Annotated in this window: 12 protein-coding genes and 1 pseudogene; 8 read left to right on the top strand and 5 right to left on the bottom strand. The window is 70.4% G+C overall.

Annotation, left to right across the window (positions count from 1 at the left end; genetic code table 11):
• Nucleotides 1-31 precede the first annotated feature (31 nt).
• Nucleotides 32-994 (bottom strand): SAM-dependent methyltransferase, encoded by a 963-nt coding sequence (locus tag KIK09_RS10090; protein WP_214318465.1) that lies wholly within the window; start codon nucleotides 992-994, stop codon nucleotides 32-34.
• Nucleotides 995-1136: 142 nt separating this feature from the next.
• On the opposite strand from KIK09_RS10090, the gene KIK09_RS10085 reads away from it, so the two are divergent.
• A complete protein-coding gene (locus KIK09_RS10085) occupies nucleotides 1137-1358 on the top strand; it encodes a chaplin family protein (protein WP_308164006.1) in 222 nt (73 codons plus the stop codon).
• Between the two features lie 320 nt (nucleotides 1359-1678).
• On the opposite strand, the pseudogene KIK09_RS57565 reads toward KIK09_RS10085, so the two are convergent.
• Nucleotides 1679-1759 (bottom strand): annotated as a pseudogene (locus KIK09_RS57565) (VOC family protein); the annotation flags it as partial.
• A gap of 253 nt (nucleotides 1760-2012) precedes the next feature.
• Between KIK09_RS57565 and KIK09_RS10080 the strand changes: the two are divergent.
• From KIK09_RS10080 to KIK09_RS10060, 5 genes are all read left to right on the top strand, one after another.
• Nucleotides 2013-2903, top strand: a complete 891-nt coding sequence (locus tag KIK09_RS10080) for a Rossmann-like and DUF2520 domain-containing protein (RefSeq protein WP_214318464.1) — start codon at nucleotides 2013-2015, stop codon at nucleotides 2901-2903.
• A 287-nt stretch (nucleotides 2904-3190) separates the two neighbouring features.
• Nucleotides 3191-4021 carry a pantoate--beta-alanine ligase gene (gene panC, locus KIK09_RS10075; protein WP_214318463.1) on the top strand — a complete coding sequence of 277 codons (831 nt, stop codon included), beginning with the start codon at nucleotides 3191-3193 and terminating at the stop codon, nucleotides 4019-4021.
• On the top strand, nucleotides 4018-4527 hold the full coding sequence (locus tag KIK09_RS10070) for a DUF6624 domain-containing protein (RefSeq protein ID WP_214318462.1): 510 nt from the start codon (nucleotides 4018-4020) through the stop codon (nucleotides 4525-4527). Before panC ends, KIK09_RS10070 begins: the two co-directional genes overlap by 4 nt.
• Before the next feature lie 72 nt (nucleotides 4528-4599).
• Complete coding sequence (locus KIK09_RS10065) at nucleotides 4600-7104, top strand: L-aspartate oxidase (RefSeq protein ID WP_214318461.1); 2505 nt, start codon at nucleotides 4600-4602, stop codon at nucleotides 7102-7104.
• Nucleotides 7105-7110: 6 nt separating this feature from the next.
• A complete protein-coding gene (locus KIK09_RS10060; RefSeq protein WP_214318460.1) occupies nucleotides 7111-7893 on the top strand; it encodes a type III pantothenate kinase in 783 nt (260 codons plus the stop codon).
• A 54-nt stretch (nucleotides 7894-7947) separates the two neighbouring features.
• Here KIK09_RS10060 and KIK09_RS10055 read toward each other — a convergent pair whose 3' ends face one another.
• A complete protein-coding gene (locus KIK09_RS10055; RefSeq protein WP_214318459.1) occupies nucleotides 7948-8424 on the bottom strand; it encodes a hypothetical protein in 477 nt (158 codons plus the stop codon).
• Between the two features lie 148 nt (nucleotides 8425-8572).
• Here KIK09_RS10055 and lysX point away from each other — a divergent pair, with 148 nt between their 5' ends.
• The gene (lysX, locus tag KIK09_RS10050) at nucleotides 8573-10054 is read left to right on the top strand and encodes a bifunctional lysylphosphatidylglycerol synthetase/lysine--tRNA ligase LysX (protein ID WP_214318458.1); all 1482 of its coding nucleotides are present in this window, start codon (nucleotides 8573-8575) and stop codon (nucleotides 10052-10054) included.
• 48 nt (nucleotides 10055-10102) lie between these two features.
• On the opposite strand, the gene KIK09_RS10045 is transcribed toward lysX, so the two are convergent.
• The gene (locus tag KIK09_RS10045) at nucleotides 10103-11032 is read right to left on the bottom strand and encodes an NADP-dependent oxidoreductase (RefSeq protein ID WP_250572880.1); all 930 of its coding nucleotides are present in this window, start codon (nucleotides 11030-11032) and stop codon (nucleotides 10103-10105) included.
• 79 nt (nucleotides 11033-11111) lie between these two features.
• On the opposite strand from KIK09_RS10045, the gene KIK09_RS10040 reads away from it, so the two are divergent.
• Complete coding sequence (locus KIK09_RS10040; RefSeq protein ID WP_250573010.1) at nucleotides 11112-11501, top strand: winged helix-turn-helix transcriptional regulator; 390 nt, start codon at nucleotides 11112-11114, stop codon at nucleotides 11499-11501.
• On the opposite strand, the gene KIK09_RS10035 is transcribed toward KIK09_RS10040, so the two are convergent.
• A complete protein-coding gene (locus tag KIK09_RS10035; RefSeq protein WP_250572879.1) occupies nucleotides 11483-12535 on the bottom strand; it encodes a cytochrome P450 in 1053 nt (350 codons plus the stop codon). The genes KIK09_RS10040 and KIK09_RS10035 overlap by 19 nt on opposite strands.
• Nucleotides 12536-12572: the final 37 nt, after the last annotated feature.

The following is a 12572-nucleotide window of genomic DNA, read 5'->3' as shown; positions in this document are numbered from 1 at the left end:
TCCTTTTCCGCTATCCGGTAAAGCCCCACACCTAGCGTCGCTGGGTCAGCCAGCCGAAGCCGCCGAGCCCTGACGGATCGATGAGCTCGGCCTCCTCCGTGGCGCGCGCCAGCGCCCTCAGGTAGCCGCGCGGATCGCTGGTCGCCAGCTCGATGGAGGGACGCCTGCCGGCGATGCCCAGCGCCTTCAGCATCTCGCGCTGTGTGGACAAGGTTGTGGATATCGCGCCCGCCCGCTCGCCCGCCTCGGCGCACGCGTCGAGTGCCACATGAGCGGTGATGTCGCAGGTACCGTCGGGGATGGGCGCCACGACGGCGCCGTCGCGGTATCCCGTGAGCGTCCCGCAGGGCGGCCGGTTATCCACAGGGTGTGCATAGTCGATGGCCACGGCTCGGCCCCGCGCCAGCCGTACCAGGACCGCCGCCCAGGCCGCGTCGCGCGAGCACCCGATCTCGGCCCGCGCGCCCATCCTGCGCAGCGGCCACCACTGCTCCAGCCACCGCCGGTCGGGCTCGCTCACCAGGTCGCCAAGCCGCTCCTCGCCGGTCTCGGTGTCGACCAGCACGAGCCTGGGCCCGTCGGGGGTCAGCTCGGCGATGTCGACGGGGATGTTGTCGAGCCACTCGTTCGCGATGGCCAGCCCCTGGATGCCGGACGGGATCGTGGCGCTCCACACGATCGCCTCCGGCAGCCCGTCGGGCCTGGGGGACAGGTCCACCGCCGTGATGCTCAGCCGTTCGCGCAGGTACGGCGGCGCCGCGGCGAGCACGTGGCCGACCAGGACGCCCTCGCCCGCGCCGATGTCGACCAGGTCCAGCTTCTCCGGCGAGCCCAGCTCGGCGTCGACCTCGAGCAGCAGGGCGAGCACGGCCTCGGCGAAGGCGGCCGAGGCGCTGACAGAGGTGCGGAAGTGGCCTGAGGGGCGTTCGCGCAGGTAGAAGCCGCCTTCGCCATAAAGGGCGCGCTCCACGGCGACACGCCAGCTCAGCCACATGCCTGGACTATCTCATGACCGACAGGCGGTACGCTCGGTGATGGTTTGACTACGCAATGTCGCCGCTTTGCGCTAACGTTACGCAGAGTCGCCGGACGATCTCTCCCGGTTCGGTCGTCCGCAAGTCGAGAGGAGCCCCTACGTGTTCAAGAAGGCTGTCGTCGTGGCCGGATCCCTAGCCATGCTCTCCCTGGCGGCGCCTGCCTACGCCGACACGACCAGCGGTCAGGGCGGTGTGCTCTCCGGCAACCAGGTGTTCGCGCCCATCACCATCCCGATCGACGTCTGCGGCAACGCCGTGGCGATCCTGGGTATGGCCATCGCCGGTTGCAAGGGTGGCGCCACCGCCATCGTTCACCGCTAGCAAGACGAAGCTCGGATCGGTCAGACGTGACCGATCCGAGCTCCATATCATGGCCGGTCAGTCGGCGGATGGCCGGCCAAGTGCACCTCATGTCAGGGGTCGCACATCGTTCAGTGCGGGCGTCGGGTACCTATGGTCGCTCGGCGCCCGCCTCTATTCGATGAATCCCCTCTCTTCATCTCTTCCGACAGGGGGTGCACCATTTGTATGCCCTCGTCCGTTTTGCTCCTACCCCAACCCCCGGCAAAACCCTCAACCGCCCTCGGGAGATCCCCCTCCCACCCTCCTGACGCCCCACACGCCCTTGCCGACGAGGGCTTTCAGAGTGCTGCGAGGCGGGCCCTGAGCAGGCAGAACTCATTACCTTCCGGGTCGACCAGGACATGCCACGGCTCCTGCGCTGCCCCCGCGTCGCCCGCGCCGCATCCCCGCGCTTCCCCGCGCTGGGTTCCCGTGCTGCTCGCGCTGCCTCCGTGCTGCGCCGGGTCCCGGTGTTGCCCGGGTTGGTCCGTGCTGCTCGCGCTGCTTTCCGGTGCTGGTCGTGCTGTGTTGTGTGCGGCGCGGGGAGGAATGAGGGGTGCGGTGGCGGGGTGTGGGGGTGGGGGGCCGTTACGCTGGTCGGCAGTGCCATACGGTCGACAGGGGTGGGACGTCATGGACGCAGGTGATCGCCCGGCACGGCTGGCCGTCGGCGTGCTGGGAGCCGGGAAAGTGGGCTCAGTACTGGGCGCGGCGCTCGCCCAGGCAGGACACCGCGTGGTCGCCGCGAGCGGCGTGTCCGACAGGTCGCAGAGGTGGGCCGTCGAACGGCTGGGCGTCCAGCCGTCCAGGCCGGACGAGGTGGTGGCAGCGGCGGAGCTGATCCTGCTGACCGTCCCCGACGACACGCTGCCCGACCTGGTGGCCGGTCTGGTGGCGACGGGCTCGGATCTGCGCGGCAAGCTGCTCGCGCACTGCAGCGGCGCGTACGGCCTGGCCGTGCTCGACCCGGCTGTCCGGGAGGGCGCGCTGCCGCTGGCCCTGCATCCGGTGATGACGTTCACGGGCCGCGAGGACGACCTGAACAGGATCACCGGGATCTCGTTCGGCGTGACCTCGCCGGAGCCGCTGCGCCCGATCGCCGAGGCGCTGGTGGTGGAGATGGGCGGCGAGCCGGTCTGGATCGCCGACGACGACCGCGCGCTCTACCACGCGGCGCTGGCCAACGCGGCCAACCACATGGTCACGCTGATCGCCGAGTCGGAGGACCTGCTGCAGCGCATCGGGGTCGAGCACCCGGGCAGGATGCTGGGCCCGCTGCTGGGCGCGGCGCTGGACAACGTCCTCCGCCTGGGCATCGGCGGCCTGACGGGCCCGGTGGTGCGCGGCGACGCGGGCACGGTACGCAAGCACGTCGACGCCCTCATCCTGGCCGCCCCGGAGGCCGCCGACGCCTACGTGGCCCTCGCCCGCCTGACCGCCGACCGCGCCCTGGCCGCCGGCCTCCTGAAGCCAGAGGAAGCCGAACGCCTCCTCGACGCCCTCGGCGGCAACATCTGGACCTAGACCACCCCGACACGACCACCCGGACGCGTTCCGCGCTCGACACCCCCGGGCGCGGCGTCTGGACGTAGGCCGCCCCGACGCGATCACCCGGACGTGGGGCGCGCTCGACGCCCTCGGGCGCGACGTCTGGGCGTAGGTCGGGCTTGGTGGCGGCTCTGGGTGGGGCGTGTGGGGTGGGCTTGGGGAACACATGGGTTGGGGGTGATTGGTTGCTGGGGGTGGTGTCGGGAAACATATGGACCTGATCGGGCCGGAACTCCCTAAGTCCGGACCCTTGGAGGTCTCACATGGAACTGATCGTCGCCCGCAACCGTGCCGATCTCGTCAAAGCCCGCGGCGAAGGCCGCCTGGCCCTGGTGCCGACGATGGGCGCGCTGCACGAGGGCCACCGCTCCCTGATTCGCTCGGCCCGCGCCGCGGCGGCCCAGGTGGTCGTCAGCATCTTCGTCAACCCGCTCCAGTTCGGCCCGAACGAGGACTTCTCCCGCTACCCAAGGACGTTCGACGCGGACCTGGACGTGTGCCGCGAAGAGGGCGTGGACGTGGTCTTCGCCCCCTCCGTCGAGGAGATGTACGACCCGGCCCGCCAGGTCGGCGTCTCCGCCGGCCGGATGGGCGCGATCGTCGAGGGCGTGATCCGCCCGGGCCACTTCGACGGCATGCTCACGGTGGTCCTCAAGCTGTTCAACCTGGTCCAGCCGGACGTGGCCTACTTCGGCCAGAAGGACGCCCAGCAACTCGCCCTGATCCGGCGGATGGTGGCGGACCTGGACGTGCCGGTCGAGATCGTCGCGGGCGCCACGGTGCGCGAGCCCGATGGGCTGGCCCTGTCCAGCCGCAACCGCTACCTGTCCCCGCAGGAACGCCAGGCGGCCCTGGCGCTGTCCAGCGCGCTGCGGGCGGGCGCGGCCGAGAAGGGCCCGGCCGCGATCCGGGCGGCCGCGCTCGCCGTACTCAAGCAGGCCCCGATCGAGCTGGACTACCTGGCGCTGGTGGAACCGGGCACGTTCGAGGAGGTCCCCGACTCCTACGCCGGTCCCGCCATCCTCGCGGTGGCCGCGAAGGTAGGGACAACTCGCCTTATTGACAACATCCCGATGGGTAATGTCGGGACATGACGGATGCGGAGTTACGGGACGAGCTGCTGCGACGGATGGAGCTCGATCAGGAGGTCCGCAAGCAACTGGGCCCGATGACCGACGCCGAGTTCGAGCGCTGGCTGGACATCGACAGGGACAACACCGAATGGCTGGCCGAGGTCGTCGAACGCCGAGGCTGGCCGCTGACCTCGCAGGTGGGTGAGGACGGGGCGCAGGCCGCCTGGCTCCTGGCCCAGCACGCCGACGCCTCGCCGCGGCTCCAGCGCGACTTCCACCGCGCGCTCGAGCACGCGGTCGCGCGGGGCGAGGCCTCCCGGGGCAACTTCGCCTACCTCGAGGATCGGGTCCGGGTGAACGCGGGCAGGCCGCAACTGTACGGCACGCAATTCGAGGGCCAGGGCGACGACTTCCGCCCGTGGCCCATCGAGGACCCAGGCAGGCTCGACGAGCGCCGCGCCGAGGCGGGCCTGGGTCCGTTCGCCGAGTACGAGGAGATGCTCAGGTCCATCGACCGGGAACGGTGACCCCCGGGGAATCCCGGTGTGCGGGAGGCGTTATCGTCATAGTGACGAAATCGCCTCAGTGAGGAGACCCCCATGAGCGCACCGGCGATTCCCCTGCGGCTGACGGCGCCGGAACCCGGCTGGATCCGCCAGGCAGACGTGGTCGTCGTGGGATCCGGCGTGGCAGGCCTGACCGTGGCCCTGCGCTACACCGAGCTCGACCCCGCGGCCAGAGTGCTGGTCGTCACCAAGGATGTGCTGTCGTCCGGCTCCACCCGCTGGGCGCAGGGCGGGATCGCCGCCGTGCTCGACCCGGAGGACACTCCCGAGGAGCACCTCAACGACACGTTGATCGCCGGGGTCGGGCTGTGCGACACGCGTGCCGTACGGACGTTGGTGACCGAGGGGCCGGGAGCGCTGCGGAGGCTGATGGCCCGCGGCGCGCGGTTCGACCGCACGCCGGACGGCGAGCTGCAGCTGACCAGGGAGGGCGGTCACCGGCGCAACCGCATCGTGCACGCCGGTGGCGACGCGACCGGCGCCGAGGTGCAGCGGGCACTGGTCCAGAGCATCAAGGCCAAGGGGATCGAGGTGATCGAGCACGCGCTGGTGCTCGACCTGCTCAAGGACGCCCAGGGTCGGACGGCGGGCATCACGCTGCACGTGATGGGCGAGGGCGCCAGCGACGGCGTCGGCGCGGTGCACGCCGGAGCGGTCGTGCTGGCCACCGGCGGCATGGGCCAGGTGTACTCCGCCACCACCAACCCGGTCGTGTCGACCGGCGACGGCGTGGCGCTCGCGCTCAGGGCGGGCGCGGTGGTCAGGGACCTGGAGTTCGTCCAGTTCCACCCGACGGTGCTCTGGCTCGGGCAGGACTCCACCGGGCAGCAGCCGCTGATCTCCGAGGCGGTCAGGGGAGAGGGCGCCTTCCTGATCGACCACGAGGGCGAGCGCTTCATGCGGGACGCGCACGAGCTGGCCGACCTGGCGCCGCGCGACGTGGTCGCCAAGGAGATCACGCGCCGCCTGGAGCAGGGCCCCGTCTACCTCGACGGCCGCCACTTCGGCGAGGACAAGTGGCGCACCCGCTTCCCCACGATCTACGCCTTCTGCCGCGAACACGGCATCGACCCGGTCACCCAGCCGATCCCCGTCGCGCCGGCCGCGCACTACGCCTCCGGCGGCGTCAAGACCGACCTGCGCGGCCGCACCACGATCGAGGGCCTGTACGCCTGCGGCGAGGTCGCCTGCACCGGCGTGCACGGCGCCAACCGCCTGGCCTCCAACTCGCTGCTCGAGGGCCTGGTCTTCGCCGAGCGCATCGCCGAGGACATCCACGTGGTACGGCGCGCCGCCGCGGACCCGGTTACCGTCAACCTGGAGGAAGGCCTGGCCGACCCCAGGATCAGGGTTCGTATCCAGGCCCACATGAGCAGGGGAGCCGGCGTCCTGCGCAGCCGCGAGTCACTGACCGCCACCGCCAAGGCCCTGCTCGACGCCCGCTGGACCCCGGTCCAGGTGGCCCCGTGCACCGAGTCGTGGGAGGCGGCCAACCTGCTCACGGTCGCCACCGTCCTGGTCGGCACGGCCAGGGCCCGCCTGGAGACCAGGGGCTCGCACTGGCGCCAGGACTTCCCCGACAGGAACGACGACGAGTGGCTGGGGCACCTGGACGTGACCCTGACCGAGGAGGGACTCCGGATGACGTTCACCCCGCACGGCGAGGCGATGCCGCCCCGCCTGGCCCAGGAGCTGGCCGGCGCCGGACTCGATCCCGTGGTGGTCGAGGACCTGATCGACCGGGCGCTTGCAGAGGACTTGCAGGAGGCGGGCGACGTGACGAGCCTGGCCACGATCCCGGAGGACCAGCAGGCCCTGGGAGACGTGGTCGCCAGGGCCGACGGCGTCGTGGCGGGCCTCGCGGTGGCCGAGGCCGTGCTGCTCCGGCTCGGCGCGAGCCGTACGGAAAGGCGCGTCAAGGACGGCGAGCGGGTGAGCAAGGGGGACGTGCTGCTGAGCGTGGAGGGGCCGACGCGCGCGCTGCTGACCGCCGAGCGCACGGCGCTGAACCTGCTCACGCACCTGTCCGGGATAGCGACGCTGACCAGCAGGTGGGTCGAGGCGGTCAGCGGGACCAGGGCCAGGATCCGCGACAGCCGCAAGACGCTGCCCGGGCTGCGGCAGCTGGAGAAGTACGCGGTGCGCTGCGGCGGCGGGGTCAACCACCGCATGTCGCTGTCGGACGCCGCGCTGATCAAGGACAACCACGTGGTGGCGGCCGGAGGCGTGGCCGAGGCTTTCCGCGCGGTGAGAAGTCGGTATCCGGAGCTGCCGATCGAGGTGGAGGTGGACCGGATCGACCAGCTCGAGGCGGTGCTCGCCGAGGGCGCGGAGGAGGTTCTGCTGGACAACTTCGCCGTGGAGGACCTCCGGCTGGCCGTCCAGATCACGAAAAATCGGTCTCGTCTGGAAGCTAGCGGCGGATTGACCTTGGAATCGGCCCGCGATGTGGCGGAAACTGGCGTGGACTACCTTGCCGTTGGAGCGCTCACGCACTCCGCTCCGGCACTGGACATCGCGTTGGACCTTCGGGGGTAACCAGGAATGCTGCTCACGATCGATGTCGGCAACACGCACACGGTGCTGGGCCTGTTCGAGGGTGATGAGGTCATCGAGCACTGGCGGCTGGCCACCGACGCCCGCCGTACCGCCGACGAGATCGCGGTCGTGCTGCAGGGCCTGCTGGGGCAGTCGCCCCTGCTGAAGAACGCGGACATCTCCGGGATCTCGATCTGCTCGACCGTCCCGTCCGTGCTGAACGAGATGCGCGAGATGTGCCGCCGCTACTACGGCGACGTGACCGCGGTGATCGTCGAGCCGGGCATCAGGACCGGCGTCCCGGTCAGGATGGACAACCCCAAGGAGGTCGGCGCCGACCGCATCGTCAACGCGCTGGCCGCCATCGACCAGTACGGCGGGCCGTGCGTGATCGTCGACTTCGGCACGGCCACGTCCTTCGACGCCGTGTCGGCCAAGGGGGAGTACGTCGGAGCGGTCACCGCGCCGGGCATCGAGATCTCCGTCGACGCCCTGGCCGCGGCCGGCGCCCAACTGCACAAGGTGGAGCTGGTCAGGCCGCGCTCGGTCATCGCCAAGAACACCGTGGAGGCGCTCCAGGCGGGCATCATCTACGGCTTCGCCGGCCAGGTGGACGGCATCGTCGAGCGGATGGTGGCGGAGCTGGCCGACGACCCTGACGACGTGACCGTGGTGGCCACCGGCGGGCACGCGGGCCTGGTGGTGGGCGAGTCGCGCTCGATCGACGTGCACGAGCCGTGGCTGACGCTGATCGGCCTGCGGCTCATCTACAACAGGAACGCGACATAGAACAAGCGGCCCCCCGCTCGGGTAAGGGGGCCGCTCGCGTCGGTCGGGATGCTGCTACTCGGCGGAGTAGATCTCGTCCCACGGGCCGCACTTGCTGACGTAGGCGCCGTTGGGCGTGACCTGGCAGACCTTGACGCGCAGGGTGTAGACGTCGTCGGTCGAGAAGGAGAACTTCTTGTAGCCGGGGTAGCCGCAGTACTTCTTGGTGTAGACGGTCGACCAGTCGTAGTCGAAGTCCTCGGCCATGAACTTCACGTACGCGCACTTGCCGCCCTCGTCGTAGGTACGGTTGTCCAGGTCCCACAGGCGGCCGCTCACGTAAGCGGAGTTCGACTCGTCGTCGTCGTAGTTGACGCTGACGTAGCCCTGAGCCTTGGCCAGGTGGTACTTGGCGTAGTCGGGGCCCCAGTAGTCGGAGTAGTCGTCGTCGGTGTGCGAGGCGGGGCTGGCGAAGGCCGCGGAAGGAAGCGACAGGGCCAGTGCGCTGGTGGCGGCGACGGCGAGGAAACCTGTCGCGATCTTCTTGAACATGATCTCTCCTTGAGCTCCCCCTACGGGCCGGCTCCCTGCCGATCCCCCCCGGAGCTCGTGAGAAATTTGTAAAACGGGGGTCTTGCAACGTTCCTGCAGAGGACCGACGAGCCCTTGCAGTTGGCCAAATCCAATACCCTTTGTTGTCGTGAGCGAAGAACTTCCCGAGCAACTGCGCGTCCGGAGGGAGAAGCTCGACCGCCTCCGCAGCGAGGGCGTCGACCCCTATCCGGTGAATTTTCCCCGCACGGCGACCAACGCCGAGATCAGGGAGAAATACCAGGAGCTCGCGCCTGACACGGCCACCGGCGACAGGGTCGGCGTGGCCGGCCGCGTCATGCTCAACCGGGTCGGCGGCAAACTCTGCTTCGCCACGCTCCGCGACGGCACCGGCGACCTGCAGGTCATGATCTCGCTGGACAAGGTGGGCGAGGAGTCGCTGGCCGCCTGGAAGCGCGACGTCGACCTGGGCGACCACGTGGGCATCGAGGGCGAGGTGATCACCTCGCGCCGCGGCGAGCTGTCCATCCTGGCCGACGACTGGCAGATCACCTCCAAGTGCCTGCGGCCGCTGCCGGAGAAGCACGTGGGGCTCACCGACCCGGAGGCCCGGGTCCGCCAGCGCTACGTCGACCTGATCGTCAACGACGAGGCCCGCACGATGGCCAGGCTGCGCAGCTCCACGGTGCGCGCGGTGCGCGACTTCTGGCACGAGGAGGGCTACCTCGAGGTCGAGACGCCGATGCTGCAGCCCATCCACGGCGGCGCGGCGGCGCGTCCGTTCAAGACGCACATCAACGCCTACGACATGGAGCTGTACCTGCGGATCGCCATCGAGCTGTACCTCAAGCGGCTCGTGGTGGGCGGGATCGAGAAGGTCTTCGAGATCAACCGCAACTTCCGCAACGAGGGCGCCGACTCCACGCACAACCCCGAGTTCACCATGCTCGAGGCGTACGGCACCTACCTCGACTACAACGACATGGCCGACCTGACCCAGCGGATGTACCAGAAGGCGGTCGTGGCCGCGCTGGGCAACTCGATCGTGCGGCACGAGGACACCGAGGTGGACCTGGGGCTGGAGAAGTGGCCGCGGATCACGCTGTACGGCGCCGTCTCCGAGGCCCTCGGCGAGGAGGTGACCACGGAGACGCCTCTCGAGCGGGTCAGGAAGTTCGCCGAGGACCGGGCGATCCACTGGGACCCCAAGTGGGGCCAGGGCAAGCTCGTCCAGGAGCTGTTCGAGGAGCTGGTGGAGCACACCCTCATCCAGCCCACGTTCGTCATGGACTACCCGCTGGAGACCTCGCCGCTGACGCGCCAGCACCGCGACAACCCGCTGCTCACCGAGAAGTGGGACCTGATCGGCTTCGGCACCGAGCTCGGCACCGCCTACTCCGAGCTCATCGACCCGATCGAGCAGCGCCGCCGTCTGGTCGAGCAGTCGCTGCTGGCCGCCGGCGGCGACGTCGAGGCCATGCAGCTGGACGAGGACTTCCTGCAGGCACTGGAGTACGCCATGCCGCCCACGGGCGGGGTCGGGGTCGGCATCGACCGAATGATCATGGCGTTCACCGGCAGGAACATCCGCGACACGATCCTGTTCCCGCTGGTCAAGCCGACTCAGTGAGCTTCCGTACGGCTCCCGCCCTCTTCCGGGCGGGAGCCGTACCCGTGCTCAGGGGACGAGCACCAGCCGGCCACGCAGACCTCCCGCCGCCTGGCGGGCGTGGGCGTCGGCGGCCTTCTCCAGCGGGTAGGTGGCGGCCACGCGGGGCGTGACCCTGCCCGCCTCGACGAAGCGGACGATCTCGGCGAGCTGGGCCGGGTCGGACCTGAAGAAGACGGTCTTCACCGTGGTGCCGCGCAGGGCCACCGGAGCGACGCCGACCGACAGGGCGATGAACGTCCCGCCGTCCCTGACCGCCTCGAGCGCGGCCTGCGGGGTGATCGCGGCGTCCACGACCGCGTCCGCGCCGCCGGGGACCAGCCGCCTGACCCCGGTCGCCAGGTCCTCCTCGCGCGGCACGAACCACTCCGCCCCGAGCCCGCGCACCAGCTCCTCGTCCGCGGCGCCCGCCGCGGCCACGACGCGCAGCCCGCGCGCCACGCCCAGCTCCACCAGGAACCCGCCGACCGCCCCCGCGGCGCCGGTCACCAGCAGGGTCTGTCCTGGACGCAGCCCGGTCGCGTCCAGAGCCTGCCAGGCCGTCAGCGAGTTGAGCGGCAGCGTGGAGGCAGCCTCCACCGACACGTTCCTGGGTGCTCTCGCGACGGCGTCGGCGTCCAGCACCACGTACTCGGCCTGCGCCTTGGTCGCCAGCTCGAGCCGGGCCGCCAGACCGATGACCGCCTCGCCCACCTGGAAGGGCGCCCCCTCGCCCACCTGGTCCACGGCGCCCGCCGCGTCGAAGCCGAGCCCGTAGGAGTCCAGCGGACGGGCCAGGCCGTACTCGGCCAGCTTGCCCGCCGCCACCGCCAGGTCGAACGGGTTGACCCCGGCCGCCCCTACCTTGATCCGCACCTGCCGCGGTCCCGCCTCCGGCACTGGCGCCTCGACCAGGCGGGGAGATCCGGAACCACCGATGAGCGCACGCATGTTCGTCATGCGGGTAACCGTAAGATGGGCTACTCTCCACTGGTAAGTAGGCACCTGGAAGTGCGTAAGGGAGGCAGCCGTGCCCACGATGACCGCGGCCGAGCGCCGCGTCGAGGCCAAGCAGGCCTACGACGCCTACATCGCCCAGTGCCCCTCCAGGAAACTGCTCACCACGCTCAGCGACAAGTGGGTCACCCTCATCCTCAGCGCCCTGGCCGGCGGCGCGCTCCGCTACAGCGACCTGGCCAGGACCATCGCCGGGGTCAGCCAGAAGATGCTCACCCAGACCCTGCGCGGCCTGGAGCGCGACGGCCTGGTCGAGCGCACGATCACGGCGAGCGTGCCCGTCAGGGTCGACTACGAGCTCACCGCCCTGGGCAAGAGCCTGCTGCCGCTGGTCGCGGCCATCAAGTCCTGGGCCGAGGAGCACATCTCCGACGTCGAGACCGCCAGGGAGCGCTACGACAGCCGCGCGTGAAGCGCGGCCAGCCCGCGCAACACCAGGTTCTCCTTGTACGGCGGGGCCGCCTCGGCCAGCTCCAGCCCGGGAGCCGCCAGAGCCAGGGCCCGCAGCGCGATCTCACCCTCGAGCCGCGCCAGCGTCGCCCCCAGGCAGAAGTGGATCCCGAGCCCGAACGCCAGATGCCTGCTCGGCTCGCGGTCGAGGTCGAAACGGTCAGGATCGGGGAAGACCGCCGGATCCCTGTTGGCCGCGCCGATCAGCGCCAGCACCGGCGTGCCCGCTGGCGTCGCGGTGTCGCCCAGCTCCGCGTCCTCCAGCGCGAAGCGCAGCGTCAGCTGGACCGGCGGGTCGTACCGCAGCACCTCCTCGACGACCTGCTTGGGCCGGATCGCGGCCTGCTCGAGCGCGCCGTGCCTGGCCAGGTTGAGTACGCCGTTGGCGATCAGGTTGACAGTCGTCTCGTGGCCGGCCACGAGCAGCAGCACGCAGGTGGCCAGCAGCTCGGCCTCGGTCAGCTCCTCGACCTGGGCCAGCGCGCTCAGCAGATCCTCGCCGGGCCGCTCGCGCCGCTCGGCGATCAGGGCGCGGAAGTAGTCGCGGAACTCGAGCCTGGCCCGCTCGGTCTCGTCCGTCAGCTCGCTTGTCAGCATCGGGTCCAGGCTGCGCGCGAGCGTCTCGCTCCACCCGCGGAACACGTCGTGGTCCTCGGCGGGGACGCCCAGCATCTCCGTGATCACCAGCACGGGCAGCGGGTAGGCGAACCCCGACACCAGCTCGGCCTCGCGGGGCAGCCCCTCGATCAGCTCGGCGGTGATCGCCTCGATCCTGGGCCGCAGCCGCTCCACCATGCGCGGCGTGAACGCCCTGCTGACCAGCGACCGCAGCCGGGTGTGATCCGGCGGGTCCATCAGCAGGAACGACTCGACCGGGCGGCTCGGATCCCCCTTGCCGAGCGGGTCGGATCCGTGCCCGAAGCGCGGGTCGCGCAGCAACGCCGAGCAGTGCTCGTAGGAGGTCGCCACCAGTAACCCAGCCCGAGTCCGGAACAATGCCCCATGATCACGCATTTCCCGATATTTCGTATAT

This window comes from Nonomuraea sediminis (assembly GCF_018531495.1).
GTDB classification, from domain to species: domain Bacteria; phylum Actinomycetota; class Actinomycetes; order Streptosporangiales; family Streptosporangiaceae; genus Nonomuraea; species Nonomuraea sediminis.
The sequence above is the reverse complement of the archived record's forward strand: the minus strand, read 5'-3'. Positions and strand labels throughout refer to the sequence as shown.

Bases quoted from the DNA above. Each gene is read 5' to 3' on its own strand.
- KIK09_RS10045 (WP_250572880.1), bottom strand. From the start codon at position 11,032: ATGACGAACATGCGTGCGCTCATCGGTGGTTCCGGATCTCCCCGCCTG.
- panC (WP_214318463.1), top strand. From the start codon at position 3,191: ATGGAACTGATCGTCGCCCGCAACCGTGCCGATCTCGTCAAAGCCCGC.
- KIK09_RS10065 (WP_214318461.1), top strand. From the start codon at position 4,600: ATGAGCGCACCGGCGATTCCCCTGCGGCTGACGGCGCCGGAACCCGGC.
- KIK09_RS10040 (WP_250573010.1), top strand. From the start codon at position 11,112: ATGACCGCGGCCGAGCGCCGCGTCGAGGCCAAGCAGGCCTACGACGCC.
- KIK09_RS10070 (WP_214318462.1), top strand. From the start codon at position 4,018: ATGACGGATGCGGAGTTACGGGACGAGCTGCTGCGACGGATGGAGCTC.
- KIK09_RS10055 (WP_214318459.1), bottom strand. From the start codon at position 8,424: ATGTTCAAGAAGATCGCGACAGGTTTCCTCGCCGTCGCCGCCACCAGC.
- KIK09_RS10060 (WP_214318460.1), top strand. From the start codon at position 7,111: ATGCTGCTCACGATCGATGTCGGCAACACGCACACGGTGCTGGGCCTG.
- KIK09_RS10090 (WP_214318465.1), bottom strand. From the start codon at position 994: ATGTGGCTGAGCTGGCGTGTCGCCGTGGAGCGCGCCCTTTATGGCGAA.
- KIK09_RS10080 (WP_214318464.1), top strand. From the start codon at position 2,013: ATGGACGCAGGTGATCGCCCGGCACGGCTGGCCGTCGGCGTGCTGGGA.